Origin of the sequence: Mesorhizobium sp. B1-1-7, from assembly GCF_006442705.1 — a bacterium.
Lineage (GTDB): Bacteria > Pseudomonadota > Alphaproteobacteria > Rhizobiales > Rhizobiaceae > Mesorhizobium > Mesorhizobium opportunistum.
In genome coordinates, this window is record NZ_VFWQ01000007.1 from 50,631 (window position 1) to 65,032 (window position 14,402).

Annotated in this window: 15 protein-coding genes and 1 pseudogene; 9 read left to right on the forward strand and 7 right to left on the reverse strand. The window is 61.0% G+C overall.

Translation table 11 applies throughout. From position 1 onward, the window contains the following. The first annotated feature begins 12 nt into the window (after positions 1-12). The 3 genes and pseudogenes from FJ978_RS13260 (at position 13) to FJ978_RS33390 (ending at position 1,597) form a co-directional block, all read left to right on the forward strand. Positions 13-1,041, forward strand: coding sequence for a YihY/virulence factor BrkB family protein (locus FJ978_RS13260; RefSeq protein ID WP_140572461.1), 1,029 nt, complete (start codon positions 13-15; stop codon positions 1,039-1,041). 2 nt (positions 1,042-1,043) lie between these two features. After that, positions 1,044-1,259 (forward strand): annotated as a pseudogene (locus tag FJ978_RS13265) (hypothetical protein); the annotation flags it as partial. Between the two features lie 203 nt (positions 1,260-1,462). Further along, the gene (locus tag FJ978_RS33390) at positions 1,463-1,597 is read left to right on the forward strand and encodes a hypothetical protein (RefSeq protein ID WP_281406135.1); all 135 of its coding nucleotides are present in this window, start codon (positions 1,463-1,465) and stop codon (positions 1,595-1,597) included. 559 nt (positions 1,598-2,156) lie between these two features. On the opposite strand, the gene FJ978_RS13275 is transcribed toward FJ978_RS33390, so the two are convergent. Next, positions 2,157-2,360: a CsbD family protein gene (locus tag FJ978_RS13275; protein WP_013897204.1), complete on the reverse strand. Its 204-nt coding sequence runs from the start codon at positions 2,358-2,360 to the stop codon at positions 2,157-2,159. 223 nt (positions 2,361-2,583) lie between these two features. On the opposite strand from FJ978_RS13275, the gene FJ978_RS13280 reads away from it, so the two are divergent. The 6 genes from FJ978_RS13280 (at position 2,584) to FJ978_RS13305 (ending at position 9,934) form a co-directional block, all read left to right on the forward strand. Next, entirely contained in the window at positions 2,584-3,684 is a 1,101-nt protein-coding gene (locus FJ978_RS13280; RefSeq protein ID WP_013897203.1) for a chemotaxis protein CheB, read from the forward strand. Next, positions 3,638-5,725 (forward strand): CheR family methyltransferase, encoded by a 2,088-nt coding sequence (locus FJ978_RS13285; protein ID WP_140572463.1) that lies wholly within the window; start codon positions 3,638-3,640, stop codon positions 5,723-5,725. The genes FJ978_RS13280 and FJ978_RS13285 overlap by 47 nt, the downstream gene beginning before the upstream one ends. A gap of 130 nt (positions 5,726-5,855) precedes the next feature. Beyond that, positions 5,856-7,229: a PAS domain-containing protein gene (locus FJ978_RS33185; protein WP_246678133.1), complete on the forward strand. Its 1,374-nt coding sequence runs from the start codon at positions 5,856-5,858 to the stop codon at positions 7,227-7,229. Further along, the gene (locus tag FJ978_RS13295; protein ID WP_013897201.1) at positions 7,226-7,606 is read left to right on the forward strand and encodes a response regulator; all 381 of its coding nucleotides are present in this window, start codon (positions 7,226-7,228) and stop codon (positions 7,604-7,606) included. The genes FJ978_RS33185 and FJ978_RS13295 overlap by 4 nt, the downstream gene beginning before the upstream one ends. A 331-nt stretch (positions 7,607-7,937) precedes the next feature. After that, positions 7,938-9,224: an Nramp family divalent metal transporter gene (locus tag FJ978_RS13300; protein ID WP_140572465.1), complete on the forward strand. Its 1,287-nt coding sequence runs from the start codon at positions 7,938-7,940 to the stop codon at positions 9,222-9,224. Positions 9,225-9,382: 158 nt separating this feature from the next. Beyond that, a complete protein-coding gene (locus tag FJ978_RS13305; protein ID WP_245265138.1) occupies positions 9,383-9,934 on the forward strand; it encodes a sigma-70 family RNA polymerase sigma factor in 552 nt (183 codons plus the stop codon). A gap of 9 nt (positions 9,935-9,943) precedes the next feature. On the opposite strand, the gene FJ978_RS32795 is transcribed toward FJ978_RS13305, so the two are convergent. The 6 genes from FJ978_RS32795 to FJ978_RS13330 all read right to left on the reverse strand — a co-directional run bounded on the left by FJ978_RS32795 (position 9,944) and on the right by FJ978_RS13330 (position 14,400). After that, positions 9,944-10,120, reverse strand: a complete 177-nt coding sequence (locus tag FJ978_RS32795) for a hypothetical protein (RefSeq protein ID WP_013897198.1) — start codon at positions 10,118-10,120, stop codon at positions 9,944-9,946. A gap of 189 nt (positions 10,121-10,309) precedes the next feature. Beyond that, on the reverse strand, positions 10,310-10,528 hold the full coding sequence (locus FJ978_RS13310; RefSeq protein WP_140572466.1) for a hypothetical protein: 219 nt from the start codon (positions 10,526-10,528) through the stop codon (positions 10,310-10,312). 65 nt (positions 10,529-10,593) lie between these two features. Then, positions 10,594-11,454, reverse strand: coding sequence for a class I SAM-dependent methyltransferase (locus tag FJ978_RS13315; RefSeq protein WP_224730550.1), 861 nt, complete (start codon positions 11,452-11,454; stop codon positions 10,594-10,596). Positions 11,455-11,504: 50 nt separating this feature from the next. Continuing rightward, positions 11,505-12,497 carry a GNAT family N-acetyltransferase gene (locus tag FJ978_RS13320; protein ID WP_013897195.1) on the reverse strand — a complete coding sequence of 331 codons (993 nt, stop codon included), beginning with the start codon at positions 12,495-12,497 and terminating at the stop codon, positions 11,505-11,507. Then, positions 12,494-13,558: a glycosyltransferase gene (locus FJ978_RS13325; RefSeq protein WP_140572469.1), complete on the reverse strand. Its 1,065-nt coding sequence runs from the start codon at positions 13,556-13,558 to the stop codon at positions 12,494-12,496. Before FJ978_RS13325 ends, FJ978_RS13320 begins: the two co-directional genes overlap by 4 nt. Continuing rightward, on the reverse strand, positions 13,555-14,400 hold the full coding sequence (locus FJ978_RS13330) for a PIG-L family deacetylase (protein ID WP_140572470.1): 846 nt from the start codon (positions 14,398-14,400) through the stop codon (positions 13,555-13,557). Before FJ978_RS13330 ends, FJ978_RS13325 begins: the two co-directional genes overlap by 4 nt. Positions 14,401-14,402 lie beyond the last annotated feature (2 nt).

The following is a 14,402-nucleotide window of genomic DNA, read 5'->3' on the forward strand; positions in this document are numbered from 1 at the left end:
GCTGGCCATCGCATGGCGGAAGACAAGAAATCGAAGACCGACTGGTCGCAGGAAGGCTGGCTTTTGCTGAAGGAAAGCGTCAGCGGCTACGTCAATGACAACGCGCTGAGCCACGGCGCTGCGATTGCTTTCTACGCGGCGACCTCCCTTGCGCCGATCGTTCTCATCGTGGTGGCGATCGCCGGCATCGTCGTCGGCAACGATGCTGCCCAGCTCGCGCTCTCAGCCGAGTTCGCGGGCGTGATGGGGCCGCAGAGCGCCGATCTCCTCAAGGCAACGATCGAGACCGCTTCGCATCGAGGATCCAGCACGCTGGCCACCCTCATCGGGCTGATGGCGCTCCTTGTTACCGCCTCCGGCGTCTTCGGCGAGATGCAGCTGTCGCTGAACCAGATATGGAAGGTCAGGCCCAATGGCGTTTCGCTTTCGCGCCTGGTGCGGGCGAGGGCTGCGAGCCTAGGCCTGGTGGCGGCTCTTGGTTTCATGCTTCTGGTGTCGCTCGCGGCAAGCACGGCGATCTCGGCGCTGGGCGCGGTCATCAACCAGCACCTGCCTTTCGGCGAGCTGATCGTGAGCGCGATCAACACCGTCGTGTCGTTCGTGCTGATCGCGCTGCTCTTTTCCGCGATCTACAAGGTCCTGCCGGACCGAACGCTGAAATGGCGCGACGTCGCCGTTGGCTCGTTGGTCACGGCGCTGCTGTTCACCATCGGCAAGTCGCTGATCGGCTGGTACATCGGCACCAGCGCCATCGCGACGTCCTATGGCGCCGCTGGCGCGCTGATGGTCGTGCTGCTCTGGGTCTATTACTCGGCCCAGATATTTCTATTCGGCGCCGAGATCACCCGCGCCTATTCGGTGCTGAGCGGCAGCCGGCAGGATCGCGCGCCGATGGTGCAGAGCAGGCCGGGCTCGCAATTTCGATCTGGACCCACGACCGCAGTGCGGTTCGGATCTCCTGAGAACAAGATTCGTGGTTGGATCGTTTTCATCTGCCTGATCACGCTGCTGGTCTCGCAGGTCTGGCGGCGGGAGGACTGAGCGTCGCCCCTGCCGACGCCGCCAAGCGCGTAGACACCGTCCTCGCCGGCATGGACGATGCCAAGAACAAGGCAAAAGCGGCCGCCGATACGGCCAGGAAGGCAAGCGCCGCTTTCGCGCTGGTCGGCGCTTTATCCGTGATTGTGGGCGCTTTCATCGCCAGCGTCGCCGCAGCGCTCGGCGGCAAGCAGCGCGATGAAGACGAGGCGCTGTTCGTCCGGACTGACTGCAAACGCCGCTCGCTTGCTGACATTACTCAATCAAATTCGCCCGCTGGCTTGCCGGCGGGCGAATTATTTTTAGTGGAGCTGGCAGGTAGTCATCCCGAGCCGCCCTGGCGGCTGGCGTCGCCTCATTGTCGGTCCTATCGTTCTCCCATCGCTTTTCGATCTCGTAGGAAAGCCAGCGGCAGAACATGCCGATGATCGAAGTGGCGGCGCCGCCGAGCAAGCAGGCAATCAGCAACGGACTTTTCGATGCGCTATCCCAGCTGACGATCGCCAGCAGGATCACGCTTGCCGCGGAGATCGAATATCCGATGCCCTTGAGCAGATGAAGCGACGATCTGGTCATGCTAATCCGCCTCCAAAGATGGAACAATTAGCTGTGACTGAAGTTCCATCTCCGCGATATGTCTCCAGCGGCGGGGCGCCGGGCGGCTCCGTCCGGGTCGGCTTGCGATCGCAAAGGCGCAGGTTCCCTCTCGGCACGTGCTTATCCAGAATGCCCGCAACACAGCCGCCATCCATGCAGGCCAAGCCTAACGAGATTGAGTGTTAGCGCTCCCGTTCGCTGGAATCTCGTACCCCGGGGATTCACTTGCCTGCCGAATAATTCTTAGCGCTTCCTCAGGCGTGAGACCGCATTTGCGGGCAAAATAAACCGCCTCGGTAGCCTCCGAGCGAGAGGCTGTCGCTATGGCGGACAATGCTGATTTCAATTTCTTCTTGGCCATGGTTCACCGTGGCAGACTCATTTGGTCAGCTAATAGCTTCGCGGCCCCAAATTCGGACTTTGAAGCATGGCGAGAGCGCAACGTTCGTGTGGTCATACGCTGACGCGAGTTGGAGAAGGGTTGATTCGAGCGATACAACCCTTCTTCATTGAGCGTTGGCCTACCAGCCTTGGCGGCGAGCCCAGTCATCGACGTCGGCGCGGACACGATCCTTCTCGATGCCGTAACGTTCCTGGATCTTGCCTTCAAGCTGGTCGCGCTTGCCGGCGATGCGGTCGAGATCATCGTCGGTGAGCTTACCCCATTGTTCCTTCACCTTGCCTTTGACCTGCTTCCAATTTCCTTCGACGCGGTTCCAATCCATGGTCCAAAGTCTCCTTAGGTTGCATTGCATAACAACGGCGGCGATGTCCGGGAGTTCCTGCCAAGAGGGTTGTCGCGAGTAGGCGTTTGCTTTTGCAAACGTATTGCGCCTCGCTGGTACCCAACTACATTTTGCAGTTGCAGATCGACGACGGCGCCACCTGATGGAACCTTATCCCGCTTGGTCGACTTTATGATCGAGGGCAAGGGCGCCCACGGATTTCATGGTCGATATTCGAAACCGCATTTCACCTGCTCGCGCGAACCGGACAAGCTCGCCGCAAGAACAGGCGCGCAACCGCTTCATTATTGTCATCGGCGCGTCGGCGGGCGGAATCGAACCGCTGAAGAAGATCGTGAGCGATCTGCCCGCCGAGCTGCCGGCAGCCGTGTTCATCGTGCTCCATGTCGGCCAGATCAGCTATCTGCCCGCAATCCTCGACCGCGTCGCCACGCTCAAAACCTCGGTCGCCGAGAACGGCGCGTCCTTCAGGACCGGCAACATCTATGTGGCGCCACCCGGCTTCCATCTTCTCCTGCATGGCGACCACATGATGCTGCGGCGCGGACCGCGCGAAAACCTCGCCCGGCCGGCCATAGATCCGCTGTTCCGCTCGGCGGCGCTCAGCTACGGCGCGAGCGTCATCGGCGTCCTGCTCTCGGGTGCGCTTTCCGACGGCACCGCCGGCTTGAGAGCCGTCAAGGCGGTCGGCGGGATCGCGGCCGTGCAGCACCCGAAGGACGCGCTGGTGCCATCCATGGTGGAAAGCGCGCTGCAATATGTCGAGGTCGACCATTGCGTGCCGGCGGCCGAGCTCGCTCGCCTGCTGGCTAAGCTGGCGGCCGAGCCGGCTGACAGCACCTTGCCTGCCCCGCCAATGGTCAGACTGGAGGCGGCCATCGCCGCGCAGGAGCATTCGACCATGAAAGAAGCAGATCGACTTGGCGAATTGTCGGTGTTTACATGCCCAGAATGCAACGGGCCGCTGTGGGAGCTCGAAGACGGTGACATGCTGCGCTACCGGTGTCATACCGGACACGCTTTTACTGCCGAGGCGGTATTGGAAGCGCAGGCGATCGAGGCGGATGAGATTCTATGGAGCCTGCTGCGGTCACATCAGCAACGGGCGGAATTTGCCCGGCGCATGGCCGAGCGGGAAAGAACACGGCATCGCTCGCAGCTCGCGAAAGAGCTTGGCCAGCGGGCAAAAGAATACGATGCGGATGCCGCTCTCGTCGAGCGCATCCTCGAAAGCAGGCGGGTTCGGGTAACGGGCAATGGAACAGTCGACCAGGAAGGCAACGGCAAGAAACGCGAAGGCTAGGCCACGTGGGGATGCCAAAGAGCCCGCGTCCTTCCCCATCATAGGCATCGGCGCGTCGGCGGGCGGCATCGGAGCGCTGCAGCAATTCTTTCCCGAAGTGCCGGCCGACAGCGGTTTTGCCTATGTGGTGATCCAGCATCTCGACGCCGAGCATGAAAGCGCGCTTGCCAGCATCATCCAACGCTCCACCACGATCGAAACGCAAACAGCGGCAGAGGGTGTGGAGATCGAGCCGGACAATATCTACGTGATCCCCCCGGGCGTCTCGGTAACAGTCGAGGACCGCCACTTTCACCTCGCCAAGATGCCTGCCGCGCGTGTCAAGCGCACGCCGATCGACGATTTCTTCACGTCGCTGGCGCGGGAGCAGGCTGAGTATGCGGCGGGCATTATCCTTTCGGGCACCGGCAGCGACGGCACGATCGGACTGCGGGCAATCAAGGAGCACGGCGGACTGACGCTGGCGCAGGAAAGCGCCGAACATGACGGCATGATGCGAAGCGCCGTCCAGGGTGGGCTGGTCGACATGGTGCTTCCCGCAGGTCAAATGGCGGGAAAGCTGGTGGGTTATTTCAGCCGCTCCAACCGGACCGAAAGCGAGCGCGACCGCCGCAAGCGCGACTTGGCGGAACAGCTTTCGCGGATCTCGACGCTGCTTCGAGTACGCACCGGCCACGATTTCAGCGGCTACAAGGATAATACTATCATGCGGCGCATCCAGCGCCGCATGCAGGTGCTGCAGATCGACGATCCGGCGACTTTCTATGAGCACTTGCGCGACGATCCGCAGCAGATCGATCTGCTGTTCCAGGATCTGCTCATCGGCGTGACCAGTTTTTTCCGCGACACGCGGGCCTTCGAAGCGCTCGAACGTTTCGTCATTCCGAAGCTTTTCGAGGACCGCAAACCGGACGAGACGATCCGGGTCTGGGTGCCGGGCTGCGCCACCGGCGAAGAAGCTTATTCGATCGCGATGCTGCTGAAGGAGAACGCGCGCGGTGCCGTTTCGGCCAGCCTGCAGATATTCGCGACCGACGTTGACGAGCGCGCGCTGGAAATAGCTCGCGCCGGGCGCTATCCCGCGGCGATCGCAAGCGATGTCACGCCGAAGCGCCTCAAGGAATTCTTCACGCGCGAGGATGGCACTTATCGTGTCGGCGCCGATTTGCGGGAAATCTGCCTATTTTCAGCACACAATCTTCTACGCGACCCGCCGTTTTCCAGGCTCGACCTGATCGCCTGCCGCAACCTGCTGATTTATCTGGGCCCTGAACTGCAGGAGAAGATCGTGCCGGTCTTCCACTACGCTCTGCGCAGCAACGGCTATCTGTTTCTCGGATCGTCCGAGAACGTCACGCGTCACGGGCGCCTGTTCTCGACCGTGGACAAGACCAGCCGCATCTTCCAGAAGCGCGGTGAGGTGGCGGTGCAGCGGCTGCCGGAATTCCCGCTCGCCGCAGCGGGCAGGCAGCCCGCCCCGCATGCACGTCAGCGCGCCACGACTTCAACCTTGCAGGAGTTCGCGGAACGGCTGATCCTCCAGCGCTATTCGCCCGCCCATGTGGTAGTCAACGCCGCCGGCGAACTGATGCACAGTTCCGGCGGCACAGGCAAGTATCTTGAGCTCGCCGCCGGCGCACCCGACCACAACGTCTTCTCCATGGCCAGGCGGGGTCTGCGCATGGACTTGCGGGCAGCGCTTCACAAAGCAGTCAGCTCCGGACAGGTGGCGGTCCAGAGCAACATTACGGTAGGCACCAATGGCGGACGCCAGACGATCAGCCTCGTCGTTCAGCCGCTGCCATCTGACGGCTCGGCAGATCCGCTCTACATGCTCGTGTTCCGCGATATCGGCGGGCATCAAACCGGAAGCCGTGGACGAGCCAGACCGCACAGCCGACGATGTCGAAAGCGCCAATGTCAGCCAGCTCGAAAAGGAGCTGAGGGAAACCAGGGAACGGCTGCAGATCACGACGGAGGAACTCGAATCCTCCAACGAGGAGTTGAAATCGTCCAACGAGGAGCTGTCATCCATCAATGAGGAGCTGCAGTCGTCCAACGAGGAACTGGAAACCTCGAAAGAGGAATTGCAGTCGATCAACGAGGAATTGCAAACAGTCAATGCTGAGCTCAGCATCCGTGTCGACGAACTCAGCCGCGCCAATAACGACATGGCGAACTTGCTCGAAAGCACCCAGATCGCGACCGTCTTCCTCGACCGCGATCTCTGCATCAAGAGCTTTACGCCGACGGCGCGCGACCTGTTCAGGCTGGTCGAAAGCGATGTCGGGCGGCCCCTCGCGCATGTACGTCCGCGGTTTCTGGCCGACGGATTGCAGGGCGATTTGGAGCAGGTGCTACAGCGGCTTGGAGCGATCGAGCGGCAGATCGAGGGCGTCGACAACGACCGGCGCTACATCATGCGCGTTCTGCCGTACCGTACGGTCGAGAATGTCATCGCCGGCGTGGTCGTCACCTTCGTCGATGTCACCCAGATCGTGAAAGCCGAGGAAAAGATCGGCACGCTCTCGCAAGATCTGCGCAACCGCGTCGAAAGCCTAGCAACGCTGCTGGACCTGGTGCCGGTGGGCATTCTCATCGCCGAGAACGGTAACTTCGAGGCGATCCGTGCTAATCGCCGGGCGGTTGAACTTGCTGCCCGGAGCGGCGCGGACGGCAAGCTGGCATCAATGGCGGTTGTGCTGCCGCTGACGGTTAACGGCGTTGCAGTGGACGCGGGGGATCAGCCCCTGCAAAAAGCGATGCGGACGGGCAAAGCCATTCCCGGATATGAGGCGCGCATCACGCGGGCGGACGGTTCAAGCGTCGACGTGATGATTTCGGCAAATCCGCTGTTCGATGAATCCGGCAAGGTCCGCGGTGCGATCGCGGCCCTGGTCGACATATCGACCCACAAGGAGGCGGAGCGGAGCCAGGAGAGGCTGCTGCACGAGTTACAGCACCGCGTGAAGAACATCCTCGCCACGGTTACCGCGCTGGCTTCGCGCATGACCCGTTCGTCGATCTCGATAGGCGAGTTCTCGACATCATTTCACGAGCGATTGCAGGCGATGGCCCGCACGCACGAGGTCCTGTCATCTTACAATTGGGGCGATGCCGATCTCGAGCAGCTGCTCAGGGCGACGCTCTCTCCCTACGGCAGCACGGAACGCCAGGCCGTTGTTGTCAAGGGGCGGCCGCTCCACCTCAATTCGGCCACGGCGGCGACGCTCGGCATGGTTTTTTTCGAGCTCGCCAGCAACGCCGCCAAATATGGTGCGCTTTCCGTAGACACCGGCCGCGTCGAAGTGTCCTGGGATGTCGTAACGTTGAACACGTTAGCGATCAGCTGGAAAGAAATCGGCGGCCCGATCGTAGAAGAACCATCCCGCAGGAATTTCGGAACAACCTTCATCCAGCAGAGTTTGGAATACGAGTTGGGGGGAACTGTGGGGTTGAGCTTCAAGCCCTCGGGCGTGGAATGCCTGCTTGAAATACCCTTGTCCCGGACGGAAGCCGTCGATCTTCCGCTCAGAAACGAATGAATAAGAACGCTCCATTATCCGGCCTGCGGGTTCTCGTCGTCGAGGATGCATTCCTGCTTGCGCTCGATCTGTCGGACGAATTGAAGACAGCTGGTTGCGATGTCGTCGGTCCCGCACCCTCCGTCCAACAGGCACTTGAGCAGATCGACGGCGTCAAGCTGGACGGGGCGGTGCTCGACGTCAACTTGCATGGCGAACGCAGCTTCCCAATTGCGGAGCACCTCGCCACCCGCGGTGTGCCTTTTGTCTTTCTCACCGGCTATGACAGCGCCACGGTGTTCCCCGATCAGTTCCAGGATTCGCCGAGACTATCGAAGCCTGTCGACACGACGATGTTGATCGAGGCGGTCGCGCGTTTCGGCGAGCATAAGGATTAAGGCCACGCGGCGCTCTGGCCCGTAGTGATCGGCCTTCTCTCAGCAAACTGCGGCATCTTTCATAGACCACTGCCGCCAGGGCAGGCGAACTTGCGCCTGTAGCCAACAACCAACCAGACGGAGCCTATTGGCGGTTCACCAGCCATAGGCAGTCGTTCCAAGAGCTCTGAAAATTCTGCTCACGGGATGTGATGCATGACCTCCACAGCTGGATGGCCGGATCCTGCGGCGGAACAAAACGCCCGACGGGGCAGTTCGGCCGCAGGAATCAAGGCGGCACCCATTCACTCATGTTTGGCCGATCCTTTTCCGACGGCACCGGGCGCAAGTGATGACCGAGCAAGCCAATAATGAGGCGGACAGGCGCGGGCGCAAAGATGTCGGAAGAGCCGTTGGGCTGGCCTTAATCGCGGGGGCAGCCGACGACGATTGCTCGGCAATCGGAACTTATGCCAGCGCGGGAGCAAGATTCGGGCCCGACCTGCTTTGGACCGCACCCGTGACACTGCCGATGATGTACACTGTCGTGTACCTCTCATCGAAGCTCGGCCAGGTGTCGGGGCGGGGATTGTTCCAGGTCATCGCGGATTTCTACCCGCGCTGGCTGCTATGGTCGGTCCTGGTTGGAGTCTTGATTGGCAACACGATCGAGGCTGCCGCGAATCTCGGCGCCATGTCGGCGGCGATCAACCTGTTCGTGCCGTTGCCCGTGCCGATGATCGTCGTTTTCATTGCAGCATTTATGTTCGCTCTTCAAGTTTTTGGTTCATACGGCCTCCTGAGGAATCTATTCCGGGTACTGGCGTTGGCGCTGCTCGCCTATGTTGTCTCGGCTGTCTTCGCCAAGCCAGAACTGAGTTCGGTGTTAGGCGGTACTTTTCTGCCGAAGGTTCATCTCAACCGTGAGTACTTGTCTATACTGGTTGCGATCATAGGAACGACACTTTCGGCCTACCTCTACACTTGGCAATCCAACCAGGAGGTGGAAGAGGAGATCGCCAAGGGCAGAACCACTCTTGAGAAGCGCAAAGGAGCGACTGAGGGAGAGTTGCGCCGGTCGCGCCACGACATTCTGATCGGCATGACTTTTTCCAACCTGATCATGTACTTCATCATCCTCTCGACGGGTTCGACGCTTCACAAGGCCGGCCAAACCCAAATCGAAACGGCGGCCCAGGCGGCTGAAGCGCTGCGACCGCTTGCTGGCGATGCAGCAGGCATATTTTTCGCCGCCGGTGTGATCGGTGTCGGCTTTCTGGCGGTTCCTGTCATGACGACAGGCGCTGCCTTCGATCTCGCGCAGGCCATGGGCTGGAACCATGGCATGAACGCGAAGCCGCAGAAAGCGCCGGCCTTCTATCTGGCGACGGGGGCATTCACCCTGATCGCGGTCGTCCTAAATTTTCTTGGCTTCAATCCAATGCATGCGCTGGTCTGGGCGGGCGTGGTGCAAGGCTTTTCCACTCCCCCGCTGCTGCTGTTGATCCTGTTGATGACGAACGATCGCAGGATTATGGGCGACAGGATCAATAGCCGAAGCACGAACATCCTGGGGGGCATCACGACGACAGCAATCTTTGCGGCCTCGGCTGGCCTGGTAGTGAGCTGGTTCCTGTAGCCGGAACCGCGGTATCAATGATTAGTGAACGACACCCGAGCAAGGTTCGTTTCGAACAGGAACGATCGTCATCGTTGCGCATTCTTCCTAGTCATTGTTATCAACTCGCTGTCGGGGTTCGAACCGTGTTACCCAATGGCCATGCCACGCCTGACTGCGTGCCGGGCGAAATCAACGTTGTCGATCTCATCCCTGCCTTGCGCGCGTTTGCACGCACATTTTGCCGTGTTCCCGATGATGCCGATGACTTGGTGCAGGAGACCTTGACCAAAGGGCTTGCCAACTTGGACAAGTTCGAGCCGGGGACGCGCTTGAAGTCCTGGCTTTTCACCATCATGCGCAACACGCACTATACGCGGGTGAAGGCTGCAGCCAGAGAAGCACCTGGATTGCTCGATTGCGTCTCCAGCAGACCGATTTCGGAAGCCTCCCAAGAGTGGTCCATTCAGAGCAAGGAAGTTTACCAAGCCATCCAGAAGCTTCCGTCACATCAGCGCGAAGTGCTGATGCTGATCGGTGTGCTGGGCGTCAGCTACGAAGAAACCGCCGAGATATGCAATTGCGCGATAGGAACCATCAAAAGCCGCCTCAACCGCGCGCGTGCATGCGTCTTGGAATCGCTTGATGAAAGCTCATCGCAAGCGCTGGTCGAAAGACATGAGCATGTGTTGGAAGACCACTGGGATAGGGCTGCTGACAGACCTCGATGAAGGCATGCGTCAGGTTTCCGGTTCACAGCGACGCTTCTGGATCAGCGCATTCTGCAGCTCAATCGCGAGCTTGATCAGGCGATCGGGGACCTTTTCCTGCTCGATCGCGGTCAACAGCGATGCAATCTCTTTGTCTATGCTCAGGCTTGCGTCGCTGGCGGGATCGCGTTGGCTCGGGCGAGACATGGCATTCTCTTAGCAATTAAGGTCCCTTCGAAAATTCACTGAGACCATAGACGGCCAGAGTTTGCAAGGCGCTCCAGCCGCCAATCAGCCTTGGCTCGGCACTGGATTTTGCCCAGAGCAAAGCCCTCTGCCTGACCCCATACCTGATCCGTTTGCGCGCCTGCAAGTCCGGTGAGAGCCGCTGCAAGCTTAGTCTTCGGGAAGCCGGTTTCCCGCGTGGTCCTGATATTGATCGGACTTGGTCCGATTGCTGTCGAGGCCGCGCTGTTTTGTATGCTGCTTCTTATCCCGGTTCGACAGGACGTCATTTTCGCCGAGCATGTCTTTCGGAACCTCCGTTTTCGCCCCGGTCCCGGAACCTTTGCCCTGACTGCCGCGGCCCATGTGTTTCTTGCCGCCGAATGCCATCTGCTTCTCCTGGGTCTGCCAGCTTCTGCGCAAGTGGTTTCGGCGCCCGAACTTCGGTTCGCCTGTTATGTTCCGCCGGTATGACGAATAAGAAAGGCGGTGCCATCCCAGCGACGGAACGGCGTGTCGCCGTCGATCACGATGTCCATGGCACATGCATTGGCGAGGTTGCGGATGTCGGAAGAATCGGCGGCGGGCGACATTCGATATGAATAGTTGAGAATTGCCGCCATCCCTCCAGGTCGCAATAGGCGCGCCATTTCGCTGAAGTGCCGCTCGGCGACGCCGGCGACCACCAGGTAAGGGAAAATGTCCACCGCCAGGATGCCGTCAAAGCTCTCGTCGGCGAATTCGCCAAGATCCAGGCCAGAGGTCTGGCGGAACTCGACGTTGCCGATCCCGGCGCACCGCCGACGCGCGACTGCGATCATCCTGGAGGAAATATCGGTACCGACAATATGCCCGGTCTTGGCGTGGAGTTGGCATTCGAAACGGCCGATACCACAGCCGATGTCGAGTATTGTCTTGTCCGCGCCTGTAAACCCGTGTTTCTCAAGCCAAGAGGCGATCTCGGCGGTCGTGGCCGAGAGCTTTTCCTCATCGCCGAGCGACGAAAGTTGGACGCTGGCAGCCGGTGAGATGGCGACCGCCTGGTCAAACCCGCTGGCCAGCCGGCGGACCGTCACCTCACCGGTTTCGCCGTCCTGTCGGTCATGACACACGGAACCTGCCGTCGCCCGAAGACTGTCGAAGGCGTCCGTGTTGGCCGAAAGAAGCGCGGCCACGTCCTCGAGCCAGTCTCTGCAATGGGAGGCCTTTGTCCGCATCTCCAGCGCGATGTCCGCCAATTCCGCAGCATTGATTTCCGCCGTAAGATTGACGGCCAGTCTGGCTACCGCTACCTCGGCGGACAGGTCGTCTGCCATGCAATTCTCGAGAATGCGGCTGGCGGCCATCCTCTGCTCTTCTGCCGCGATCACAGCTCTGCGCTCCGGGTCCAGACCCTTTGTGCCGTCCACCTGTCCACCGCCCCCCAGCTATACTTGTATCTCTCCCGGCCGCGCAGAAAATCGAACTCCCGTGCCCCTTCGCGAGCGGCTTCGGCAATGGCCTCGCCGATCAGGATCGCGCCGGGGCTCTCCTGCGCATAGGCCAAGTCGAAACCACCGAGATAGGCATAGGCGCGACCATGATGATGGAAGCCATAATACGCACCGACGACAGCGTCGCCGATTCCGATCAGCCAGCATCGCGCCAGATCGTTCGCGGCAAGGCGGGGCAGGGCCTTCCGATGGAATCCCAGGGCCATGTCCGTCAACACGCCACCGCCCTCTCCAGCCCAACGGGCTTTGTGCAGGCGGATCAGGTGGCCGAGAAACATCTCTGGTGCGGCTTCCGCACGCGTGATCGTTACCCGGCCTCTCCGTCGCGCGGCTCTTAGAGCGCGACGAAGCTGTCGTCTTCGCCGCGCGGGAACCGAGCCCGCAATCGTCTCGCCGCCGGCCAAGGCAAGCACTGGGCAGGCGGCATGGCCGGCAGACAGGTTCTCTTCAATATCGGGCAGTACGAGATCCAGGGACACGGCTTCAGCCGGAAGATCCGGCAGAATCCATTGCGCCCATTCGAGCGAAAGCACTGTTTCGGCAATCGCGGTCCCGACGGTTTTCTTGAGTTCGGGTACGCAAAGAACATCGAGATAGTCGCTCAGCGATATCCCGATCGGAAGCAGGCGCGAACCTGACGCGTGCCTCTCGAGATAGAGCGGTGCCAGTCCCGCGAGATCATTTCCGCTCCACACAGCGATCACCGAGAGATCGCCAGGCGCGAACGTCCGCCACCATGGCAACAGCCAGGCGGGCGACTGGAAAGGCGTGGCAGAGGCGCATTGCGACCAGAGCGGCCACCAATGCGGCTCAAGATCGTCGAACGCACCCGGGTCCCGTATGACATCGGTGCGCAAGCCGTTCACTGCGCGGCCCTCGACCCCGAGTGGGAAGCGCCGAATTCTGCCAATGCCCGATAGGCATCCATGTAGGCCAAAATCATGCGATCGAGCGAGAAGCAATGTCGCGCCTCGCCCAGGCATGTTTCGTTGTCGAGGTCGGCCGAGGCCTTTATGGCGCTCGCCATCTCGTCAACATCGTTGACGAGAAATCCGGTCTTGCCGTGTTCGATGACATTGGGCAGGGCGCCATTCGGAAAGGCCACAACAGGCGTGCCGCACGCAAGCGCTTCCATGGCAACCAGTGAGCTTGTTTCCGCGGCAAGACTCGGAATGACCAGGCAACGGGCGGCATTCAGAAGCCTCCGCTTGGCGGAAAACCCGAGCGGTCCCAAGAAGCGCCGCCGTCTGTCGAGGCGAGGCGCCACCTCGTCGGCGAAATACTGGACATGTGTCTGGTAGGGATAGATCTGACCGCCAATCGCAAGCGGCACGGCGGCACGCTTGGCGGCCTCGATCGCCAGATGGACGCCCTTCTCCGGGCAAATTCGGCTCAGCACGAGCGCAAAATTGCGCCGCGATCGCATCTCGTTCAGCGCATCGATGTCTACGCCGTTTGGGATCGGCGCGATCAGTCTCGATCCAGGCGGCGCGGTTTTTTGCTGCGCCTCCGAAACAGCATGCAGCCACAGGTCCTTACGGGCCGGTCTCAGCACGTCGGGTGGATACCAGGCGAGCGGCAGGTGCAGGCTCACAAGCGTCGGGCCGTCGCCAGGGAGATAGGCGTCGAAATCGATGCCGTGCAGGTGAACGACGTCGATCGGCCAACGCGCCCGGGCCGCAGCGATTGCCGCGCGATGCGCGCGTTGGGCGCGGCTTTTTGCCGTCTCATCGAGCACGCCTGTTTCCGCGGGTGTCTCAACCAGTGTCCCGGCCGCGCTGGAGCCCCGGCAGGCGACGACGATGGAATGATGGCCTTGCCGCACCAGCGCGCGATCCAGCATCGACAGCACCTGCTCGGCACCGCCGACCGCATCGGGGCCGACGGGCGCAAGCGGATAGGCGACGTTGAGCACGGTAAGCGTCATGGCTGATCGAGCCGAAGCTCCTCATGCGCGCGAGCCGCGGCGCTCAGCCAGGTCGTGGGCTCGAACCCCAACGGCAGCAATTGATAATAGAGCCTCCCGTTGTTGGGTAGTGCGCGGAAGTTATAGGCGGGCGCCAAACGGAATCGCTCTGTCGCCCCAAAGAACGATGCAAGCGTCCGCAACTGGGTCGTGTAGCTGGCCAGCATGGCTCGCTTAAGCCGAAAGGCCGATTCGGTCAGACGTACCTCGATACGATCCGTCCCGAGATCATCGGCGAAATCCTGGAAGACAGGGCCTTTCGGCCCCGCGGCGTAAAATGCCATCTCGATGATGCTGGGCGCCGGACACCGGTCGCGGCGCAGCAACTGACAGGCGGCATGAACCGCGAAGGCAGTGGCGTCGTGGTCGGGATGTCCTCCTTCATAGGGATGCGTGCAGACGAAGCGGATCTCGGCGGCAGCCAAGAGGCAGGCCAGCTCCTGCGCGAGCGGGACGAGATGCATGACCGTTTCCGTATCAGGATAGTCAAGGCGGGTCAGGATTCCGCACGACAGGCCCACCGCCGACAGCGCGGCCCCCAATTCACCGCGACGGGCATCGGCGTAGTCTTGCCACGTATCGAAACCATTGGCTTTTGCGTCGGCAAGGTTGCGCGGGGCTCCGTCCGTGACATGCACGATACGGCACTCAGACAGTCCGGCGAGGTGGCCGCCGATGCCAATCGTCTCGTCGTCCGGGTGCGCCACGACGATCATTATACCGGCACCTGGATCGACGTCGTTGCCGGTCAGCCGTGTGGCGAATTCTGCCAGCAGATTAGGTGACTGGTCGATGGACGACATGG